11 protein-coding genes are annotated in these 18,769 nt (G+C 75.5%); 9 read left to right on the plus strand and 2 right to left on the minus strand.

Annotated elements, in window-relative coordinates; genetic code table 11:
* Nucleotides 1–159: 159 nt before the first annotated feature.
* From J2S46_RS25255 to J2S46_RS25265, 3 genes are all read left to right on the plus strand, one after another.
* A complete protein-coding gene (locus J2S46_RS25255; RefSeq protein WP_370882331.1) occupies nt 160–3,744 on the plus strand; it encodes an ATP-dependent helicase in 3,585 nt (1,194 codons plus the stop codon).
* A gap of 129 nt (nt 3,745–3,873) precedes the next feature.
* On the plus strand, nt 3,874–7,107 hold the full coding sequence (locus J2S46_RS25260; protein ID WP_229912594.1) for an ATP-dependent helicase: 3,234 nt from the start codon (nt 3,874–3,876) through the stop codon (nt 7,105–7,107).
* 191 nt (nt 7,108–7,298) lie between these two features.
* Entirely contained in the window at nt 7,299–8,483 is a 1,185-nt protein-coding gene (locus tag J2S46_RS25265; RefSeq protein WP_191289413.1) for a PP2C family protein-serine/threonine phosphatase, read from the plus strand.
* Nucleotides 8,484–8,502: 19 nt separating this feature from the next.
* Here the strand turns inward: J2S46_RS25265 and J2S46_RS25270 are convergent, their stop codons facing one another.
* Nucleotides 8,503–9,471, minus strand: coding sequence for an endonuclease/exonuclease/phosphatase family protein (locus tag J2S46_RS25270; RefSeq protein ID WP_191289414.1), 969 nt, complete (start codon nt 9,469–9,471; stop codon nt 8,503–8,505).
* Between the two features lie 189 nt (nt 9,472–9,660).
* Here J2S46_RS25270 and J2S46_RS25275 point away from each other — a divergent pair, with 189 nt between their 5' ends.
* The 6 genes from J2S46_RS25275 (at nt 9,661) to J2S46_RS25300 (ending at nt 18,203) form a co-directional block, all read left to right on the plus strand.
* Complete coding sequence (locus tag J2S46_RS25275) at nt 9,661–10,311, plus strand: PadR family transcriptional regulator (protein WP_191289415.1); 651 nt, start codon at nt 9,661–9,663, stop codon at nt 10,309–10,311.
* A gap of 333 nt (nt 10,312–10,644) precedes the next feature.
* Nucleotides 10,645–11,415: an ABC transporter ATP-binding protein gene (locus J2S46_RS25280; RefSeq protein ID WP_229912595.1), complete on the plus strand. Its 771-nt coding sequence runs from the start codon at nt 10,645–10,647 to the stop codon at nt 11,413–11,415.
* Nucleotides 11,412–14,429, plus strand: coding sequence for an FtsX-like permease family protein (locus J2S46_RS25285; protein WP_191289416.1), 3,018 nt, complete (start codon nt 11,412–11,414; stop codon nt 14,427–14,429). Before J2S46_RS25280 ends, J2S46_RS25285 begins: the two co-directional genes overlap by 4 nt.
* Nucleotides 14,430–14,567: 138 nt before the next feature.
* Nucleotides 14,568–15,980 (plus strand): M20/M25/M40 family metallo-hydrolase, encoded by a 1,413-nt coding sequence (locus J2S46_RS25290; protein ID WP_191289417.1) that lies wholly within the window; start codon nt 14,568–14,570, stop codon nt 15,978–15,980.
* Between the two features lie 38 nt (nt 15,981–16,018).
* A complete protein-coding gene (nudC, locus tag J2S46_RS25295; RefSeq protein ID WP_191289418.1) occupies nt 16,019–16,960 on the plus strand; it encodes an NAD(+) diphosphatase in 942 nt (313 codons plus the stop codon).
* Nucleotides 16,961–17,333: 373 nt separating this feature from the next.
* Nucleotides 17,334–18,203 carry a GntR family transcriptional regulator gene (locus tag J2S46_RS25300; protein WP_191289419.1) on the plus strand — a complete coding sequence of 290 codons (870 nt, stop codon included), beginning with the start codon at nt 17,334–17,336 and terminating at the stop codon, nt 18,201–18,203.
* Between the two features lie 133 nt (nt 18,204–18,336).
* Here the strand turns inward: J2S46_RS25300 and J2S46_RS25305 are convergent, their stop codons facing one another.
* Nucleotides 18,337–18,594: a mycoredoxin gene (locus tag J2S46_RS25305; RefSeq protein ID WP_073926227.1), complete on the minus strand. Its 258-nt coding sequence runs from the start codon at nt 18,592–18,594 to the stop codon at nt 18,337–18,339.
* Nucleotides 18,595–18,769 lie beyond the last annotated feature (175 nt).

Below are 18,769 nucleotides of genomic sequence, written 5' to 3' on the forward strand. Positions count from 1 at the left end.
CGCCGGCCCCCGGCGGCCGGTCGCGACATGCCCGCGGGCCCGCCCCGGCCCGACCCCGCAGCCCGATCCACCAGGACGTTCGTGACCTCCCCCTACCGTTTGGTGCGCAGCCCGCTCGCACAGCCCGCCCCGCCCGTGCTGGACCCGTACCAGCAGGCGGTGGTCGAGCATGCCGGCGGCCCGCTGCTGGTGCTCGCGGGCCCCGGGACGGGCAAGACCACCACCCTGGTCGAGGCGGTCGCCCGGCGGATCGAGCAGGGCACCGACCCCGAGCGCATCCTGGTGCTGACCTTCAGCCGCAAGGCCGCGATGGAGCTCCGGGACCGGATGTCCGCCCGGATCGGTACCGCCGCGGCCGCACCGCGGGCGACCGTGCCGGCGGCGCGGCAGGCGCCCGAGGCAGCCACGCCGCCTGCCCCCGGGGCGCCGCAGGCAGCTACGCCCGGGTCGCCGCAGGCACCCGCGTCTGTGCTCCGGTCGCCGCAGGTTCCCGCGCCTGTGCTCCGGTCGCCGCAGGTTCCCGCGTCTGTGCTCCGGTCGCCGCAGGCGCCTGTGCTCCGGTCGCCGCAGGCGACCACCTTCCACTCCTTCTGCTACGCCCTCCTCCGCTCCCACCAGGACCCGGAGGCCTACGCCGAGCCGCTGCGCCTGCTCTCCGGCCCCGAGCAGGACGTGATGGTCCGCGAGCTGCTGGCCGGCGGCGCCGAGGACGCCCGGCTCGGCGCCGGCCGGATCAGCTGGCCGCTCGACCTGCGGGCCTGCCTGACCACCCGCGGCTTCGCCGACGAGGTCCGCGCGGTGCTCGCCCGCAGCCGTGAGCTCGGTCTCGGCGAGGCCGAGCTGAAGCGCTTCGCCGACGGGGTGCAGCGCCCGGACTGGGCCGCCGCCGCCCACTTCCTGGCCGACTACCTGGACGTCCTGGACCTGCGCGGCGTGCTCGACTACGCCGAGCTGGTGCACCGGGCGGTCCTGCTCGCCGAGCGTCCCGAGGTGGGCGACGAGCTGCGCCGGCGCTACGACGTGGTGTTCGTCGACGAGTACCAGGACACCGACCCCTCCCAGGTGCGGCTGCTGCGGCAGCTGGCCGGCGGCGGGCGCGACCTGGTCGCGGTCGGCGACCCGGACCAGTCGATCTACGCCTTCCGCGGCGCCGACATCAACGGCATCCTCGACTTCCCGCAGGCCTTCCCGAAGGCTGACGGCAGCCCGGCCGACGTCCTGGTGCTGCGGGTGTCCCGGCGCTCCGGCGCGGTCCTGCTGGCCGCATCCCGGGAGCTGGCCCGCCGGATGCCGATGGGCCGGCTGCCCGCCGACAAGCTCGCCCAGCACCGTGCCCTGCTGCCCTCCCGCGAGGGCGGCCGGGTGGAGGTGTACACCTATGCCACCCCCGGCACCGAGCTGGACAGCGTCGCCGACCTGCTGCGCCGCGCGCACCTGGAGGACGGCGTGCCGTGGGGCGAGATGGCGGTGCTGGTCCGGGCCGGCGGCCGCTCCATCCCGGGGGTCCGGCGTGCGCTGAGCGCGGCGGGCGTCCCGCTGGAGATCGACGGCGACGACGTGCCGCTGCGCGAGGAGCCGGCGGTGACGCCGCTGCTGCTCGCCCTGCGGGTCTGCGCGGAACAGGCGGCGCTGGACCGGCCCGGTAGCCGGTTCGCCGACACCGCCCGGGCCGGGGGCGAGGACGAGGACGACTCCCGGCCCGAGGAGGGGCCCGAGGACGGTCCGGCGGATGACCCAAAGGAGGGGCTGACGGACGAGCAGGCGGCCGGTCCGGCCGCCCAGGGCCCGCTCACCGCCGACCTCGCCCGTACCCTGCTCACCGGCCCGCTCGGCGGCATGGACGGCTCCGACCTGCGCCGGCTCGGCCGCGCGCTGCGTGAGGAGGAGCGGCAGGTGCTGCGCGCGGCCGAGCAGAGCGGCTCCGCCCGCCCGGCGGCCGCCACCGTCCGCCCCGCCGAGGAGCTGATCCGGGAGGCGCTGGCCGAGCCCGAGCGGCTGGTCGCGATGGACCCCTCGTACGCCCGCCGGGCCCGCGACCTGGGCATGCTGCTGCGCAAGGTCCGCGAGCTGCTGGCCGGCGGCGGAACCGCCGAGGAGGCGCTCTGGGCGCTCTGGGACGGCAGCCGCCGCTGGCGCGAGCGGCTGGAGCGGGCCGCCCTGCGCGGCGGCGCCGGCGGCCGCAACGCCGACCGCGACCTGGACGCGCTCTGCGCGCTGTTCGAGACCGCCGCCCGGGCCGAGGAGCAGGTCACGGGCCATCGCAGCGCCCTCGACCTGCTCGCCGAGCTGGAGGCGCAGGACATCGCCGCGGACACCCTGACCGTCCGCGCGGTGCGCCCCGACGCCGTCCGGCTGATGACCGCGCACCGCTCCAAGGGCCTGGAGTGGCGGGTGGTCGTGGTGGCCGGCGTCCAGGACGGCCTCTGGCCCGACCTGCGCCGGCGCGGTTCGCTGCTGGAGGCCGACCGGATCGGCCGCGACGGCCTCGCCGAGCCGCTCTCCCCGGCCGCCCTGCTCGGCGAGGAGCGCCGGCTCTTCTACGTGGCCGCGACCAGGGCCAAGGAGCGGCTGATCGTCACCGCGGTCAAGGCGCCCGCCGAGGACGGCGACGAACCCTCCCGGTTCCTGCGCGAGCTGTACCGCGAGGAGCTCGACCCCAGGACCGGCCGGGTGCTGCGCCGCACCCCGCAGGTGGTGGTGGAGGACGTCACCCACCGCCCGCGCCGGCCGCTCTCGGTGCCCGCGCTGGTCGCCGAGCTGCGCGCGGTGACCGTCGACCCGCACCGCTCCCCGGAGCTGCGCCGGGCCGCCGCCGAGCGGCTCGCCCGGCTGGCCGCCGCGGCCGACGAGGACGGCCTGCCGCTGGTGCCGGTGGCGCACCCCGACCGCTGGTGGGGCCTGGACGACGCCACCGCCGCCCCCGACCCGCTGCGCCGGCCCGACGTACCGGTGCGGCTCTCCGGCAGTGGCCTGGAGCAGTTGGAGAACTGCTCCCTGCAGTGGTTCCTGGACAAGGAGGTGAAGGCGCGCACCACCAGCTCCGCCGCCCAGGGCTTCGGCAACGTGGTGCACGCGCTCACCGACGAGGTCGGCTCCGGCCGCACCCCCGCGGACCTCGCCGTGCTGATGGAGCGGCTGGACACGGTCTGGGACGCGCTCGCCTTCGACGCCCCCTGGAAGTCCCACCAGGAGAAGCACGAGGCCCGGGCCGCGCTGGAGCGCTTCCTGAACTGGCACGTCCTGGAGCGCGGCCGCAGCACGGTCGCCACCGAGCACGGCTTCGACGTCACCCTGGAGGTGGGCGGGGTCGCGGTGCAGATCCGCGGCTCGATGGACCGGGTCGAGAAGGACGACGCCGGGCGTGCCTACGTCGTCGACTTCAAGACCGGCAAGCAGATACCCACCGAGAAGTCGCTGCCCGAGCACAAGCAGCTCGCCGTCTACCAGCTGGCGGTGCGGGCGGGCGCGCTCAACGAGCTGCCCGGCTTCGAGGCGGGCCCGCCGATGCCCGGCGGGGCCGAGCTGGTGCACCTGCGGGCGGCCGACAAGGCCCTGCCGGACGGTCCCAAGGTCCAGCAGCAGGCACCCCCGGACGGCGAGCCGTGGATCGAGAACCTGCTGGCCGACGCCGCCGGCCGGGTCCTCGCCGAACGCTTCGTGCCGGCCACCGGCACCGGCTGCGACCGGTGCTCCTTCCGCCGCAGCTGCTCCGCGCAGCGGGACGGCGCGCAGCTGATCGAGTAGCCGGGCCGATCGATCGGCCCGGCCGGGACGGCGCGCCGCCGGTCGGGAGGCCCGGCCCGGCGGTACCCTGCCGACCGGGCGGCCCGGCGGGCGGCACCCGCTGTCCGCGGCGCCGGTTAGCGTGGGGGGGTGAATGCCGTGCTCGACCACCCCGACCAGCTCAAGGAGCTGCTCGGCATCCCTTTCAACCCGGAGCAGATGCGGGCCCTCGGGGCGCCGCTGGAGCCGGCCGTGATCGTGGCCGGCGCGGGCTCCGGCAAGACCACGGTGATGGCGGCCCGGGTGGTCTGGCTGGTCGGTTCGGGCGCGGTCCGGCCGGAGGAGGTGCTCGGCCTGACCTTCACCAACAAGGCGGCCGGCGAGCTGTCCGAGCGGGTCCGGACGGCCCTGTACAGCGCCCGCATCCTGGAGCCGGACGACACCGGCGGCCCCGGCGAGGAGCCGCTGGGACTGCCCGAGATCTCCACGTACCACGCCTTCGCCGGGCGGCTGCTCAAGGAGCACGGGCTGCGGATCGGCATCGAGCCGGAGGTCCGGCTCCTGGCCGACGCCACCCGGTTCCAGCTGGCCGCCAAGGTGCTGCGCTCCGAGCGCGGCCCGTTCCCGGCGCTGACCGGCACCTTCTCCGCGCTGGTCGCCGACCTGATCGCACTCGACGGCGAGCTGGCCGAGCACCTCACCGAGCCGGCGGAGCTGCGCGCCTGGGACTCCGCGCTGCTCGACACCCTGGCCGGGGTGAGGCTGACCAACGACGACCTGCGGGCCGTCCCGGTTGCGGCGCGGGCCCGGCAGGAGCTGCTGCGGCTGGTCGAGGAGTACCGGCGCCGCAAGCGGGCCGCCGGCCTGATGGACTTCGGCGACCAGATAGCCGCCGCCGCCCGGCTGGCCCAGGAACGGCCCGAGGTGGGGGCGGTGCTGCGCGGGCAGTACAAGGTGGTCCTGCTCGACGAGTACCAGGACACCTCGGTGGCCCAGCGCCTGATGCTGGCCGGGCTCTTCGGCCGCGGGCCGGCGGGCGCGCCCGGTGAGGGCGGCCACCCGGTCACCGCGGTCGGCGACCCCTGCCAGGCGATCTACGGCTGGCGCGGCGCCTCGGTGGCGAACCTGGACGACTTCCCCCTGCACTTCCCCCGGCGCGACGGCACCCCGGCCGCCCGCTACTCGCTCAGCGAGAACCGCCGCAGCGGCGGCCGGCTGCTGGCCTTCGCCAACGAGCTGGCCGAGCCGCTCCGGGCGATGCACGAGGGTGTGGAGGCGTTGCGTCCCGCGCCCGGCGCCGAGCAGGACGGTTTCGTCCGGGCCGCGCTGCTGCCCACCCACGCCGAGGAGATCGACTGGCTGGCCGACTCCGTCGCCCACCTGGTGCGCACCGGCACCGCGCCGGGGCGGATCGCGGTGCTCTGCCGGGGCGGGGCGGCCTTCCCCGACATCCACGCCGCGCTGGTGGCGCGGGAGGTCCCGGTGGAGGTGGTGGGACTCGGCGGGCTGCTGCAACTGCCCGAGGTGGCCGACCTGGTGGCGGTCTGCGAGGTGCTGCAGGACCCGACGGCCAACGCCGCGCTGGTCCGGTTGCTGATCGGCCCGCGCTGGCGGATCGGCCCGCGCGACCTGGCGCTGCTCGGGCGCCGCGCGGCCGACCTGGTCCGCACCGGCCGCCCGGCGGGGGTGGACGCGCTGGCGGCGGCCGTCGCCGACACCGACCCGACCGAGGTGGTCTCGCTGGCCGACGCGCTGGAGACCTTCCTGGACGCCGAGCAGCCCGACGAACTGGCCTTCTCGCCCGAGGCCAGGATCCGGTTCGCCCGCCTCGCCCGGGAGGTCCGCGAGCTGCGCCGGTCGCTGGCCGACCCGCTGATGGACGTCCTGCACCGGGTGCTGACCGTCACCGGACTGGAGGTCGAGCTGGCCGCCTCGCCGCTGGCCCTGGCCGCCCGTCGCCGCGAGACGCTGCACGCCTTCCTGGACGTCGCGGCGGGCTTCGCCGACCTGGACGGGGATCCGGGGCTCCCGGCCTTCCTGGGGTTCCTGCGCGCCGCCCAGGAGTACGAGCGCGGCCTGGACAGCAGCCTGCCCGGCGGCGAGGACACCGTGAAGGTGCTCACCGCCCACAAGTCCAAGGGGCTGGAATGGGACGTGGTCGCGGTGCCCGGGCTGGTCAAGGGCAGCTTCCCGTCCTCGACCGCGCGCGAGCGCTGGACCAGCACCAAGCGGGTCCTGCCGCACGCACTGCGCGGGGACGCCGCCACCCTGCCCGACGTGCGCGGTGACTGGACCGGCCGGAGCATGACCGCCTTCAAGAACGCCATGTCCGCGCACGCCGCGACCGAGGAACTGCGCCTGGGCTACGTGGCGTTCACCCGCCCGCGCGGCCTGCTGCTGGCCTCCGGGCACTGGTGGGGGCCGAGCCAGAAGCGGCGCCGTGGCCCGTCCGAGTTCCTGCTGGACATCCGCCGGCACTGCGAGCGGCCGGGCAACGGCGAGATCGAGCACTGGGTCGAGGAGCCGTCGAAGGACGCCGAGAACCCGGCGCTGGCCGCCTCGGTGGAGCGCCCCTGGCCGCTGCCGCTGGACCCGGACGCCCAGCACGCCCGGCGCCGGGTCGCCGACGTGGTGCGCCGCCGGCTCGCCGGGCAGCCGGCGCCCGGGCCCGAGCGGATGGCCCCCGAGGACCAGCGCCGGACCGACTCCTGGGACCGCGACCTGGACGCCCTGCTCGGCGAGTTGGAGCGGTCCCGGCGCAGCGTCCGGGACGTGCCGCTGCCGGCGGCCCTGTCCGCCACCCAGCTGATGCGGCTCGCCGCCGACCCGGACGGCTTCGCCCGGGACCTCGCCCGCCCGATGCCGCGGCCGCCGCAGCCGGCCGCCCGCCGCGGGACGCGCTTCCACGCCTGGGTGCAGGCGAGGATCGAGCCGCTGCTGCTGGTCGAGCCGGACGCGCTGCCGGGCACGGACGACGACGGCATCGAGGACGAACGCGACCTGGAGCTGCTCAAGGAGGCGTTCCTGCGCACCCCGTACGCGCGCCGGACGCCGTACCGGGTCGAGGCGCCGTTCCAGCTGGTGCTGGCGGGCCGGGCGGTGCGCGGCCGGATCGACGCGGTGTACCGCAGTGATGACAGTGAGTCAGGAGCGGCGGGAGTGTCACGCTACGAAGTGGTGGACTGGAAGACCAACCGGGAGGAGACCGCGGACCCGCTCCAGCTGGCGGTCTACCGGGTGGCCTGGGCCGAACAGGCCGGGGTCCCGCCGGAGCAGGTCACGGCTTCGTTCCTGTACGTCCGCAGCGGTCGGATCGAACAACCGGCAGGACTTCCTGGCCGAAAAGAGTTGGAACGGCTCCTGATCGGGAACAGTGAAGAATGAGTCACAGAGAGCTTCCAAGTCGTCACACGATCACGCGAAACCTGTGCTCCATGCGCGTTTCGCGCCTATTGTGGGGTCGGTAACCGGTCACCTCGTACTCCGGCCGCCAGCAAGGCCCCTTCCTCCTGACCCTCAGTCATCACCGCAGGCAACCCTCGGGGCGCCCGCACCTTCTGCTGGAGAGACCGAAGTTGAGCGCGACCGGATGGATCAGAGAGCGCTTCGCGGGGCCGACCCCGGGGGCCGCTCCGGGCGGTACCGGCACCTGGCCGAGGACGGCGCTCGCGCTGCCGTTCATCGGCATGGCGCTGGTGGTCGCCCTGAACTACTTCACCGACACCGGGGTGACGGTCGAACCGGCCCTCACCGCAGTCCCCGCGCTGGCCGCCGTGGTCAGCCGCCGCACCTGGTACCCGCTGCTGATCGGGCTCTGCACCGAGGCGGCGGCCTTCCTGATGGCCCTCTCCAGCGACTCGCTCGGCGAGTCCGTGCACAGCGCCACCGTCTTCGCCATCGTCCTGGTCGCCGCCATCGGCTGGGTCAGCGCCACCCTGCGCCTGCGTCAGGAGAAGGCCCTGGCCGACGCCCAGCTGGTGGCCGAGGTCGCCCGCCGGGTGCTGCTGCGGCCGGTCCCGGACCGGGTCGGCAGCGTCCGGGCGGCCGTCCACTACGCGGCCGCCGCCGCCCAGGCCCGGATCGGCGGCGACCTCTACGAGCTGGTCAACACCCGGCACGGCGTCCGGGCGGTGGTCGGCGACGTCCGCGGCAAGGGCCTGAACGCGGTCGAGACCGCCGCCGCCGTGCTCGGTGCCTTCCGGGAGGCCGCCCACCAGGAGCCCGCCCTGGACAAGGTGGCGGGCTGGCTGGCCGTCAGCCTCGACCGGGCCCTGCACGAGAACGACCACACCGGGGTGGAGGAGGAGTTCGTCACGCTGGTGCTGATCGGGGTCGGGCCGGACGGCACCGCCGAGATCGCCAACTGCGGTCACCCCTCGCCGCTGCTGCTGCGGGAGGGCGAGGGCGTGCGGGTGCTGGGGCTGGACGAGACCGTCCCGCCGCTCGGCGTCCTGGACCCGGCCGACGTCTGCCCGCCGGTGCAGCGGGTCCTGCTGAGCCCGGGCGACCGGGTGCTGCTCTTCACCGACGGCGTGGTCGAGGCCCGGGACCGCGCCGGCGCCTTCTACCCGCTCGCCGAGCGCCTCCCGGCGCACGCTCTGGGCCACCCGGCCGAGGTGCTGCACCGGGTGCACGAGGACGTGGTCCGCCACGTCGGCCGGCAGCTCGGCGACGACGCCGCCATGCTGCTGCTCCAGTACGACCCGCTCACCCCGGCCGCGGTGCTCCCGCACCAGAACGGCCAGCTGGCGCACCGCTGACCGGGCGTCCCGTCAGCGGTCAGAGTCCGACCTCCACCACCAGCGGCCGGTGGTCGGAGACCGCGGTGCGCGGTGCCAGGGCGGCCCCGACCGCGCCGCGCGGCACGCCGACCGCGAGCACGTGGTCGAACTGCACGGCCGGCCGGTGCGAGGGGTAGGTGGGGATCCTGGCCAGGTCGTGCCAGCCCTGCAGTCGCGCCCTGGGCTCGCGTCCCCGGCGCCGGCGCGGCTCCGCGAGGGCCGGCCGGGCCCGCCGGGCGGCGCGCAGCTCGCGCATCCGGCGCGGGCCGGAGCGCTCCAGCGCGGTGGCCCCGCCGAGCACGGTGCGCGGCACCGCGCCGATCAGGTTGAAGTCGCCCAGCACCAGGTAGGGCTGCGGCAGGTCGGCGATCCACCGGCGGATGCCGGCCAGCTGCGCCATGTTCCAGCCCGGCACGAAGGACAGGTGCGCGGCGACCACGGTGAAGGGGCCGCGCTCGCCCTCCAGCACGGCGGCCAGGGCCGCCCGCGGCTCGTCCGGCACGGGGGTGAGGCCGCGCCGGCCGGCCACCCGCAGCGGCAGCCCGAACGGCGCCGGTGCGAAGCGGCGGGCCCGCCAGTGGTGCACGGGCAGCCGGGTGAGCAGCGCCGTGCCGTACGAGGGCAGGTCGGTGGCGGTGCCGACCTCGGTCGGGCCGTACACCTGCAGGCCGCCGACGCTACGGTCCTGGATCCAGCCGGCCACCGGGGCGGGGCGGCCGTGCAGGGCGGCGGCGAAGCGCCAGTCGGCGGCGCCCATCGCCTTGGCGGCGACGGCGGCCTGGTCGGTCAGGCCGGAGCGTTCCTGGTGGCGGTCCACCTCCTGGATCGCCAGCACGTCGGCGTCCAGTCCGGCGATCGCCTCGGCGAGCGGGTCGCCGGCCGTGGGCGGGAGGTCCAGCGGGCTGCCGTCGGGGGCCAGCGGCTGACCGTGCAACAGGTTGAAGGTGGCGATGCGCAACTGGCTCACACCGCACGACGCTACCGGGTCGGTGCGCCGGGCCGGGAATCGGCGGGCGACGGGAGGGCGATCGGCGGACGACGGGCCGGGGCCGGGTCGGGGCCCGGTTCGGTTCGGCCGGTGGTGTGGACCGGTGGCGGGCCGGCGGGGGCGGGCGCGGCTTGAGTGCGGAGGGCATACCGGGTATACATACTCGGTATGTCCATTCGTCACGGTCTGCTGGCCCTGCTCGACCAAGGCCCCCGCTACGGCTACCAGCTGCGCGCCGAGTTCGAGGCGCGCACCGGATCGACCTGGCCGCTCAACGTCGGGCAGGTCTACACCACGCTCGGACGGCTGGAGCGCGACGGCCTGGTGGTGCCCGCCGGTGAGGACGAGGAGGGCCACCAGTTCTACGCCGTCACCGAGGAGGGACGCGCGGAACTGCGCAACTGGTTCGACACCCCGGTGCCCAGGACCAACCCGCCGCGGGACGAACTGGCGATCAAGCTGGCCATGGCGGTGACCGTCCCGGGGGTGGACGTGCCCGCCGTCGTCCAGAGCCAGCGCCGGCACAGCATCAAGGCGCTCCAGGACTACACCCGGCTCAAGGGCCGTGCGCTGGCCGGCGAGAGCGGGCCGCAGGCCGGCCGCCAGGACGGCTCCGACCTCGCCTGGCTCCTCGTCCTCGACCAACTGATCTTCCAGGCCGAGGCGGAGGTGCGCTGGCTGGACCACTGCGAGACCCGCCTCGCCCAGCACGCCGAGGCACACGCCGCCAGGCCGGCGCCCGAGGAACCCAGGACCGGGCCGGCGCCGGCGAAGGACGCACCGCCCGTCCGCGCCGGCCGCCGCGCCTTCCGAGGCTGACCGGGCCTCACCCCGCACCCGCAACCCCGCACCCGTACCCACGTCCACGAAGGACCCCGGCGCCGAGGCCCCGCCCCGGCGTCCCCGCCGCGATCGCCGAACCCGGCCGCGACCGCCGGCCGCCCGCGCCCCGCGCGGAGGCCGTCGCCCTTCAGCCCGCCCGTCGGGCCGCCCCGGCACCCGCCGCCCCGCCGCCCCGAGCGGCCCGCGAGCCGGTCGGACGCCCGCGGCCACCCGACCGCACGAGCCGCGGCCCGGCCACACCGGGCCGGCGCGCTCCCACCGGCTCCGACCCGAGCCCGAACCCACAGCCCGACCCACGAGGGGGAAACAGTGACCGATCCGACCAGGAACACGACGGGAGCGGTGCTGCACCTGGACCACGTCACCCGGGTGCACGGGCAGGGGGCCTCCGAGGTCCAGGCCCTGCGCGGGGTCGACCTCTTGGTGCACCCCGGCGAGTTCGTCGCCGTGATGGGGCCGTCCGGCTCCGGCAAGTCCACCCTGCTCACCCTGGCGGGCGGCCTGGACACCCCGACCGGCGGTCAGGTGCTGGTCGAGGGCGTGGCCCTCGGCGGGCTCTCCCGCAAGGACCTCGCCCGGGTGCGCCGGCGCTCCATCGGCTACGTCTTCCAGGACTACAACCTGATCCCCGCGCTGACCGCCGCCGAGAACATCTCGCTGCCCCGCGAGCTCGACGGCGTCTCCGGCCGGGCGGCCCGCCGCGAGGCGCTCGCCGCCCTGGAGGAGCTCGGCATCCCGGAGCTCGCCGACCGCTTCCCCGACGACATGTCCGGCGGCCAGCAGCAGCGGGTCGCGATCGCCCGCGCCCTGATCGGCGACCGCCGCCTGGTCCTCGCCGACGAGCCCACCGGCGCCCTCGACTCCACCACCGGCGAGTCGGTGCTCGCCGTCCTGCGGTCCCGCTGCGACGCGGGCGCCGCCGCCATGATGGTCACCCACGAGGCCCGGCACGCCGCCTGGGCCGACCGCGTGGTCTTCCTGCGGGACGGCCGGATGGTGGACGAGAGCGTCAGCCAGAACGCCGCCAGCCTGCTGGTCTCGGCGGCGACCAACAGCGTGAAGGGCCCGGTGCAGGAGTGAAGCTCACCGCCTGGCGGGTCGCCCTGCGCATCGCCCGCCGCGACGCCCTGCGCGCCAAGGGCCGCAGCGCCCTGGTCGTCGCGATGGTCGCACTGCCGGTCCTCGGCGTCGCCGGGGCCGACATCGTCTTCCGCAGCACCGAACTGGACCCGGGCGAGCGGGTGGTCCGCACCATGGGCCAGGCCGACGCCGACATCCGGCTGTCCGGCGCCGGCCGGACGGTGCTCCAGGCGCCCGATCCCAGCCAGGGCAGCACGTCCGACGGGCCGGAGCAGGGCAAGCCGCTCGGCGCGGAGCAGAAGCGCAGCCAGGAGACCGTGCCGGCCACCCTGGTCCGCGAGCTGCTGCCGGCCGGCAGCACCCTGATCCCGGTCGTCGACGGCCCCTACGTCTCCACCACCAGCGCCGACGGCCTGCTCCTCGTGCAGACCGGCGAGGCCGACCTGGCCGACCCGGTCTGGAAGGGCCGGGTCACCGTGCTGGAGGGCCGGGTGCCCGCCGCCTCCCACGAGATCGCGGCGACCCGCGACTTCCTGGACCGTGCGCACCTGAAGATCGGCGACCGCACCAGCCCGCGCGGACTGGAGCAGACGCCCTACACCATCACCGCCGCCGTCGAGTACCCGAACGAGCTCAACAGCACCGCCCTGATCGCGCGCCCCGGCGAGCTGGTCGCCCCGCTGGGCGCGCTGCCCGGTGCCCGCCAGAACGGCAGGAGCGGCGGCGCCGAGCAGGACCAGCACTGGCTGGTGAAGCTCCCGCAGGGCGCGGTGCTCGACTGGCCGAAGGTCAAGGAGCTCAACAAGTACGGCTTCACGGTCGCCTCGCGCACCGTCCTGCTGGACCCGCCGGCCCGCTCCGAGGTGCCCTACTACGCCCAGATGGACCAGCGCGGCGGCGGGGGCGACTACTTCGACCGGACCGCCGTGGTCATCATGGCCACCGTCGCGGGCATGGCGCTGCTGGAGATCGTGCTGCTCGCGGGCCCCGCCTTCGCCGTCGGGGCCAGGCGCTCCCGGCGGCAGCTCGGCCTGCTCGCCGCCGGCGGCGGTGAACGCGCGCACATCCGTTCGGTAGTGCTGGGCGGCGGTGTCGTCCTCGGCATCACCGGCGCGGCGGCCGGCCTGGTGGTCGCCGTCGGCCTGGTCGCCGTGCTGCGCCCGTGGGCGGAGAAGTACGCCGGCCAGCGCTTCGGGCACTTCGACGTCCAGCCGCTCGACCTGGTCGCGGTGATGGGCATCGGCCTGATCACCGGTCTGCTCGCGGCCGTCGTCCCGGCCGTCCAGGCCTCCCGGCAGGACGTGGTCTCGGCGCTCACCGGCCGCGGCTCGGTCAAGCCGCCGAGCAAGCGGCTGGCGGCGCTCGGCCTGCTGATGCTGGCGGGCGGCGCCGCGCTGGCCCTGCTCGGCTCGACGGCCGGCATCGGCAGCCGCAGCCTGGCCGTGCTCGGCGGCTCGATGGTCGCCGAACTCGGCATGGTCGCCCTCGCCCCGATGCTGGTCGGCCTCTTCGGCCGGCTCGGCGGCCGGCTGCCGCTCGGGCCGCGGCTGGCGCTGCGCGACTCGGTCCGCCACCGCGGCCGGACCGCGCCCGCCGTGGCCGCCGTGATGGCGGCGGTGGCCGGGTCGGTCGCGGTCGGCGTCTACGCGGCGAGCAACGACGAGCAGAACCGGCGGGAGTACGTCGCCACGGCGCCGGCCGGGGCGGTCACGCTGGCCGCCGGCTGGGGGCCGGCCGCGGACGGCAAGCTGCTGCCGCAGCTGCGCACGGCCGTCGACCGCAACCTCGGCGGGCTCGGGCAGCGGGCCGACGTCCAGCGGGTCAACTACATGGGCGACTGCCAGGCGTCCATGGGGGGCGGCTGCGGCAGCGTGGAGGTGTCGGTGCCCAAGGAGCTCCGCTGCCCGGCCGAGGATCTCGACCTGGCACCGGCGACCACGCCGGAGCAGTTCCGCGAGCTGCGCAAGGACCCGCGCTGCCGGGAGACCGCCACCAGCTACCGGGGCGGCGCGTTCGGGTCGGTCCAGGTGGGTGACAGCACGCTGCTGCACAACCTGTTCGCGGTCCACGACCAGTCCGCCGAGCAGGCCCTGGCGGCCGGCAAGGCACTGGTCTTCGACCCGAAGTACCTCAAGGACGGCAAGATCACGCTGGACCTGACCGAGCCGTACCGGGACGAGTCGCCCGGCCCGGACGCGTCGGCGTCGCCGTCGTCGTCGACGCAGTCCCCGGCCGCGTCCCCCTCGGCGGGTCCGTCGGCCGGCCCGTCCCCGTCGGCGTCCGCCTCCCCCTCCGCGGCGGCCCTGCCGGTGGCCGGCGGCCCGGTGGGCCGCAGCGGACCCCCGGTCCGGCCGACCGTCCACCAGGTCACCGTGGACGCCGTGCTGGTGACCTCGCCGCAGCCGATCACCTACAGCCAGGCCGTGATCGCCCCGCAGGTGGTCCAGCGGCTCGGCCTGACCAGCACCGACGCCGGCTCGGTCTGGCTCCCGGAGAGCCCGCCCGGCGACGCGTCCGAGCAGAAGGCGCTGGCCGCCGTGACCCGGATCAGCGAGGGCGTCCAGTTCGAGGTCGAGCGCGGCTACCGGGCCGACGGTGACCTGGTCATCCTGGCGCTCACCGGGTTCGCCGCCCTGGTCGCGCTCGGCGCGGCCGGCATCGCCACCGGCCTGGCGGCGGCCGACTCCCAGCGTGACCTGACCACCTTGGCGGCGGTCGGCGCGGCCCCGCGGATCCGCCGGACGCTCTCCGGCTTCCAGTGCGGGGTGATCGCGGCGATGGGCGCGGTGCTGGGGACCATCTGCGGGGTGGTGCCCGCGGTGGCCCTGCGCAAGGTGGAGGGGATGGCCGAGTCCTACCCGGGGGCGGGCCCGCAGGAGGCCGTCGACCGGACGGTGGTGGTCTTCCCCTGGACGACCATGGGGATCACGCTGGTGGTGCTGCCGCTCGTCGCGGTGGCGCTGGCCGCGCTGCTGACCCGCTCCCGGATCGCCCTGCTGCGGACCAGCGGCTGAGCGCCCCCGCCCGTCCCGCCTCCGTCACCTCCCGGTCGCCCTCCGCGGCCGGGAGGTGACGGAGGTTACAGGCCCCGCGCCGACCAGCGAGCGGACGTCCGGGGCGAGCACCCGCACGGGCGAACTAAAGTCGTCCGTATGACGAGAACTCCGGACAGCGTCGTCCGTACCTTCATCGAGCAGCACGAGAGCGCCTTCCTGGCCGATCTCGCCGACTGGCTCGCCATCCCCTCCGTCTCCGCCGACCCCGGCCGCTCCGGGGAGGTCCGCCGCTCCGCCGAGTGGCTGGTGGACAAGCTGCGGGAGACCGGCTTCCCGGTGGCGGAGGTCTGGGAGACCGACGGCCTGCCGGCGGTGTTCGCCGAGTGGCCGTCCGGGGACTCGTCCGCGCCCACCGTTCTCGTCTACGGCCACCACGACGTCCAGCCCGCGGCCAAGGAGGACGGCTGGGCGACCGAGCCGTTCACCCCGACCGTGGTCGGCCGCCGGCTGTTCGCCCGCGGTGCCGCGGACGACAAGGGCCAGGTCTTCTTCCACACCCTGGGGGTGCGGGCGCACCTGGCCGCGACCGGCCGCAGCGCGCCCGCCGTCAACCTCAAGCTGCTGATCGAGGGCGAGGAGGAGTCCGGCTCGCCGCACTTCGCCGACCTGGTCCGGCGCGAGGCCGCGCGGCTCGCCTCCGACGTGGTGATCATCTCGGACACCGGGATGTGGTCCGAGGACACCCCGACCGTCTGCACCGGCATGCGCGGCCTGGCCGACGCCCAGATCGACCTCTTCGGCCCGGGCACCGACATCCACTCCGGCTCCTTCGGCGGAGCCGTCCCCAACCCGGCCTCGGTCGCGGCGGAGCTGGCGGCCGCCCTGCACGACGCGGACCGCCGGGTGGACGTCCCGGGCTTCTACGACGGCATCGTCGAGCTGACCGACCGCGAGCGCGAACTCTTCGCCGAACTGCCCTTCGACGAGGCCCAGTGGCTGCGGGTCGCCAAGTCGTACGGGACGCAGGGCGAGGCCGGCTACAGCACCCTGGAGCGGGTCTGGGCCCGGCCGACCGCCGAGGTGAACGGCATCTGGGGCGGCTACACCGGGCCCGGCGGCAAGACCATCGTGCCGGCCTCGGCGCACCTCAAGCTCTCCTTCCGGCTGGTCGCCGGACAGGAGATCGAGAAGATCCGCGAGGCCGTCCGGGCGTGGGTCGCGGCCCGGGTGCCCGACGGCATCCGGTACGAGCTGGTCTTCCCCGGCGCGACCCGGCCGTGCCTGACCCCGTTGGACCACCCGGCGCTGCAGTCCACCGTCCGGGCGATGGGGCGGGCCTTCGAGAAGAAGATCCTCTTCACCCGTGAGGGCGGCTCCGGGCCGGCCGCAGACCTGCAGGACGTGCTCGGCGCGCCGGTGCTCTTCCTGGGCATCTCGGTGCCCTCGGACGGCTGGCACTCCGTCAACGAGAAGGTCGAGCTGGACCTGCTGCGCAAGGGTGTGGAGGCCACCGCCTACCTGTGGGGCGACCTGGCGGAGACCTGGCGGCCGGGCGGCGAGAGCGAGTGACGGACCTGACGATTCTTCACGTGGGGATGGAACCTTAAGTGAGCACCGTGCCTGAGACCGAACGTCCGAAGGCCCTCGCGCTGGCCAGGGCCGGTGTCGACCGTGCCGCGCAGCACCGGGTCGACGAGCCCTGGCTCGCCGCGGCCTGGAGCCACCCCACCACCAAGGTGCTGCCGATCGCCGGCGGCGAGGCCTTCGTGGTGGACACCGAGGAGGGCACCGAGCTGGTGCTGCTGCCCTCCTTCGAGGCGCCGCAGAAGGGCGACCGCTACTTCCTCGGCACCGACGACGACGGCGTCTCCTACTTCGCGCTGGCCGGCGAGACCCTGCCGGGGCGCCTCGACGGCGACGCCCGGCCGGCCGGGCTGCGCGAGGTGGGGGCGATGCTCTCCGACCGCGACGCCGGGCTGCTGGTGCACGCGGTCGCGCTGGAGCACTGGCACCGCCTGCACAGCTTCTGCTCGCGCTGCGGGCACCCGACCGAGAAGGCCGGGGCCGGCCACCTGCGGCGCTGCACGTCCTGCGCGGCCGAGCACTATCCGCGCACCGACCCGGCGGTGATCATGATGATCACCGACGAGCAGGACCGCTGCCTGCTGGGCCGGCAGGCGATCTGGCCGGAGGGCCGCTGGTCGACCCTGGCCGGCTTCGTCGAGCCCGGTGAGTCGATCGAGGCGGCGGTCGCCCGCGAGGTCTTCGAGGAGGCCGGCGTTCGGGTCGCCGAGGTCTCCTACGTGGCGAGCCAGCCCTGGCCGTTCCCGAGCAGCCTGATGCTGGGCTTCATGGGGCGGGCCGATCCGGGCGGCACCGCGATCACGGTGGACGGCGAGGAACTGGCCGAGGCGCGCTGGTTCTCCCGCGAGGAGCTGCGGGCCGGCATGGCGGCGGGGGAGATCCTGCCCCCCTCCGGGATCTCGATCGCCCGGCACCTGGTCGAGCTCTGGTACGGCGAACCGCTGCCGGCGGCGGCCCGCTGGTAGGGGCGGCCCGCCGGGAGCGGCGGCGGAATCGCGCCTTCGGTTGTCCACGAAGGGGCGTGTGATCGAAATTAGGGGCGCGAGGCTATCGGCCGAGCGCCCCTATTTCCTGCCTGTTTTCCCGGCCGGTCGGACGGGGCCGCGACCGGCCGGCGCCCGCGGGGGAGTACCGCACTGGTCACCGCCCCGCCCCCGGGCCCCCGCCCGGGCCGGGCGGGGCACCGGCAACGACCTCGCAATCGCCCCGGCGGCCTCGCGAAAGCGGCCCGTCCGGTTCTGCCCGGCCCGCTCCCGGGCAATCAGGGAATCCGCCGGATCGGCCGGTTCCGGCGGGTTCGGCTGAAATCGGCGAAGCCCGATCGCTACATTCACTCGGGTGACAATCCCACGGGGCAGTGCCCAATCCCCCAAGTACCAGAGGCTCGCGGCGGACCTGCGCCGCCGGATCGCCGCCGGCGAGTTCACCGCCGACGACCCGCTCCCGGTCGAGGGCGAGCTGGAGAAGCAGTACGGGGTGGCCCGCAACACCGTCCGGCTGGCGGTGGACGTGCTGGTCAACGAGGGCCGGCTGGTCCGGCTCCAGGGCAAGGGCACCTACCTGCGGGAGCACCCCGTACTGGACCACCGCGCCTACGGGCCCAGCCTGCTGCCCGGGCAGCGGGACTGCCTGGCCGCGCCCACCGACATCTACACGAAAGAGGCCGCCGAGGCAGGCCGGGAGTTGACGTCCGACTTCGAGATGCTGATCGTCCGGGCCCGGGTGGACATCGCGGAGCGGCTCGGCCTGCGGCCCGGTGAGGCGATCGTGGTGCGCCGCCAGCTGCGGATGCTGGACCGCGAGCCCTACTCCATCGAGGAGAGCCACTACCGCGCCGGGCTGGCCGCCGGCACCCCGCTGATGGAACCCGACCAGGTCGAGGGCGGGGACGAGGCGGTGCTCGCCGCGCTCGGCCGCACCGAGATCGGCGCGGTGGACCACATGGTCGCGCGGATGCCCGGGCCCGAGGAGGCGCAGTGGTTCCAGGGCGGGCCGGGGGTGCCGCTGGTGGTGCAGACCCGGGTCACCTACGACCGGCGCGGACCGGTCCGGGTGATCGAGACCCGCTACTCGGCGGACCGCTGCCGGTTGGTCTACGGCATCGGCGACCTCGGGGCGCGGACCACCCTGCCCGCACCGGCCACGCCGGTGGACACCGCCCGGACGGAGCTGCGGGCGGCCGACGGCGTGCGGGCGGACGTGTCCTGACCCGGCCCGCCGCAGGTCGGCGCCCGCCGTCGGCGGGGCCGGTGCGGGAAGTGCCGGGGCGGGAAGTGCCGGGGCGGGAAGTGCCGGGGCCCGCGGTCCAGGACCGCGGGCCCCGGCACTTCCGGGGTGCGGATCAGCCCGCCAGCGCGGCCTGGACCTGACGCAGGCTCGGGTTGGTCATCACGATCTGCTCGCCACCGCCGGCCGGGGTCACCAGCACCGTCGGCACCACCTGGTTGCCGTTGTTCACCGACTCGACGAAGGTCGCCGACGCCGGGTCCTCCTCGATGTTGATCTCGGTGTAGCCGATCCCCTCGCGCTGCAGCTGGCCCTTGAGCCGGGTGCAGTACCCGCACCAGGTCGTGCTGTACATCGTGACGCTGCCGGACATCGGTGGGGTCTCCTTCGGGAGGGGGCGTGCGGTCTTCGGGATGAACGCACGGAACGACTCGGTCATTCCGTGTGCGCCGGGCGTGACCGCGAGTACGCGCGCCGGGTGGCGAAGGGATCATCCTCCGGTCGTACCGGGTCTGTGGACAACTTTCCGCCGCTGTCACCCCGTCCTG

Source organism: Kitasatospora herbaricolor (genome assembly GCF_030813695.1).
Classification (GTDB): domain Bacteria; phylum Actinomycetota; class Actinomycetes; order Streptomycetales; family Streptomycetaceae; genus Kitasatospora; species Kitasatospora herbaricolor.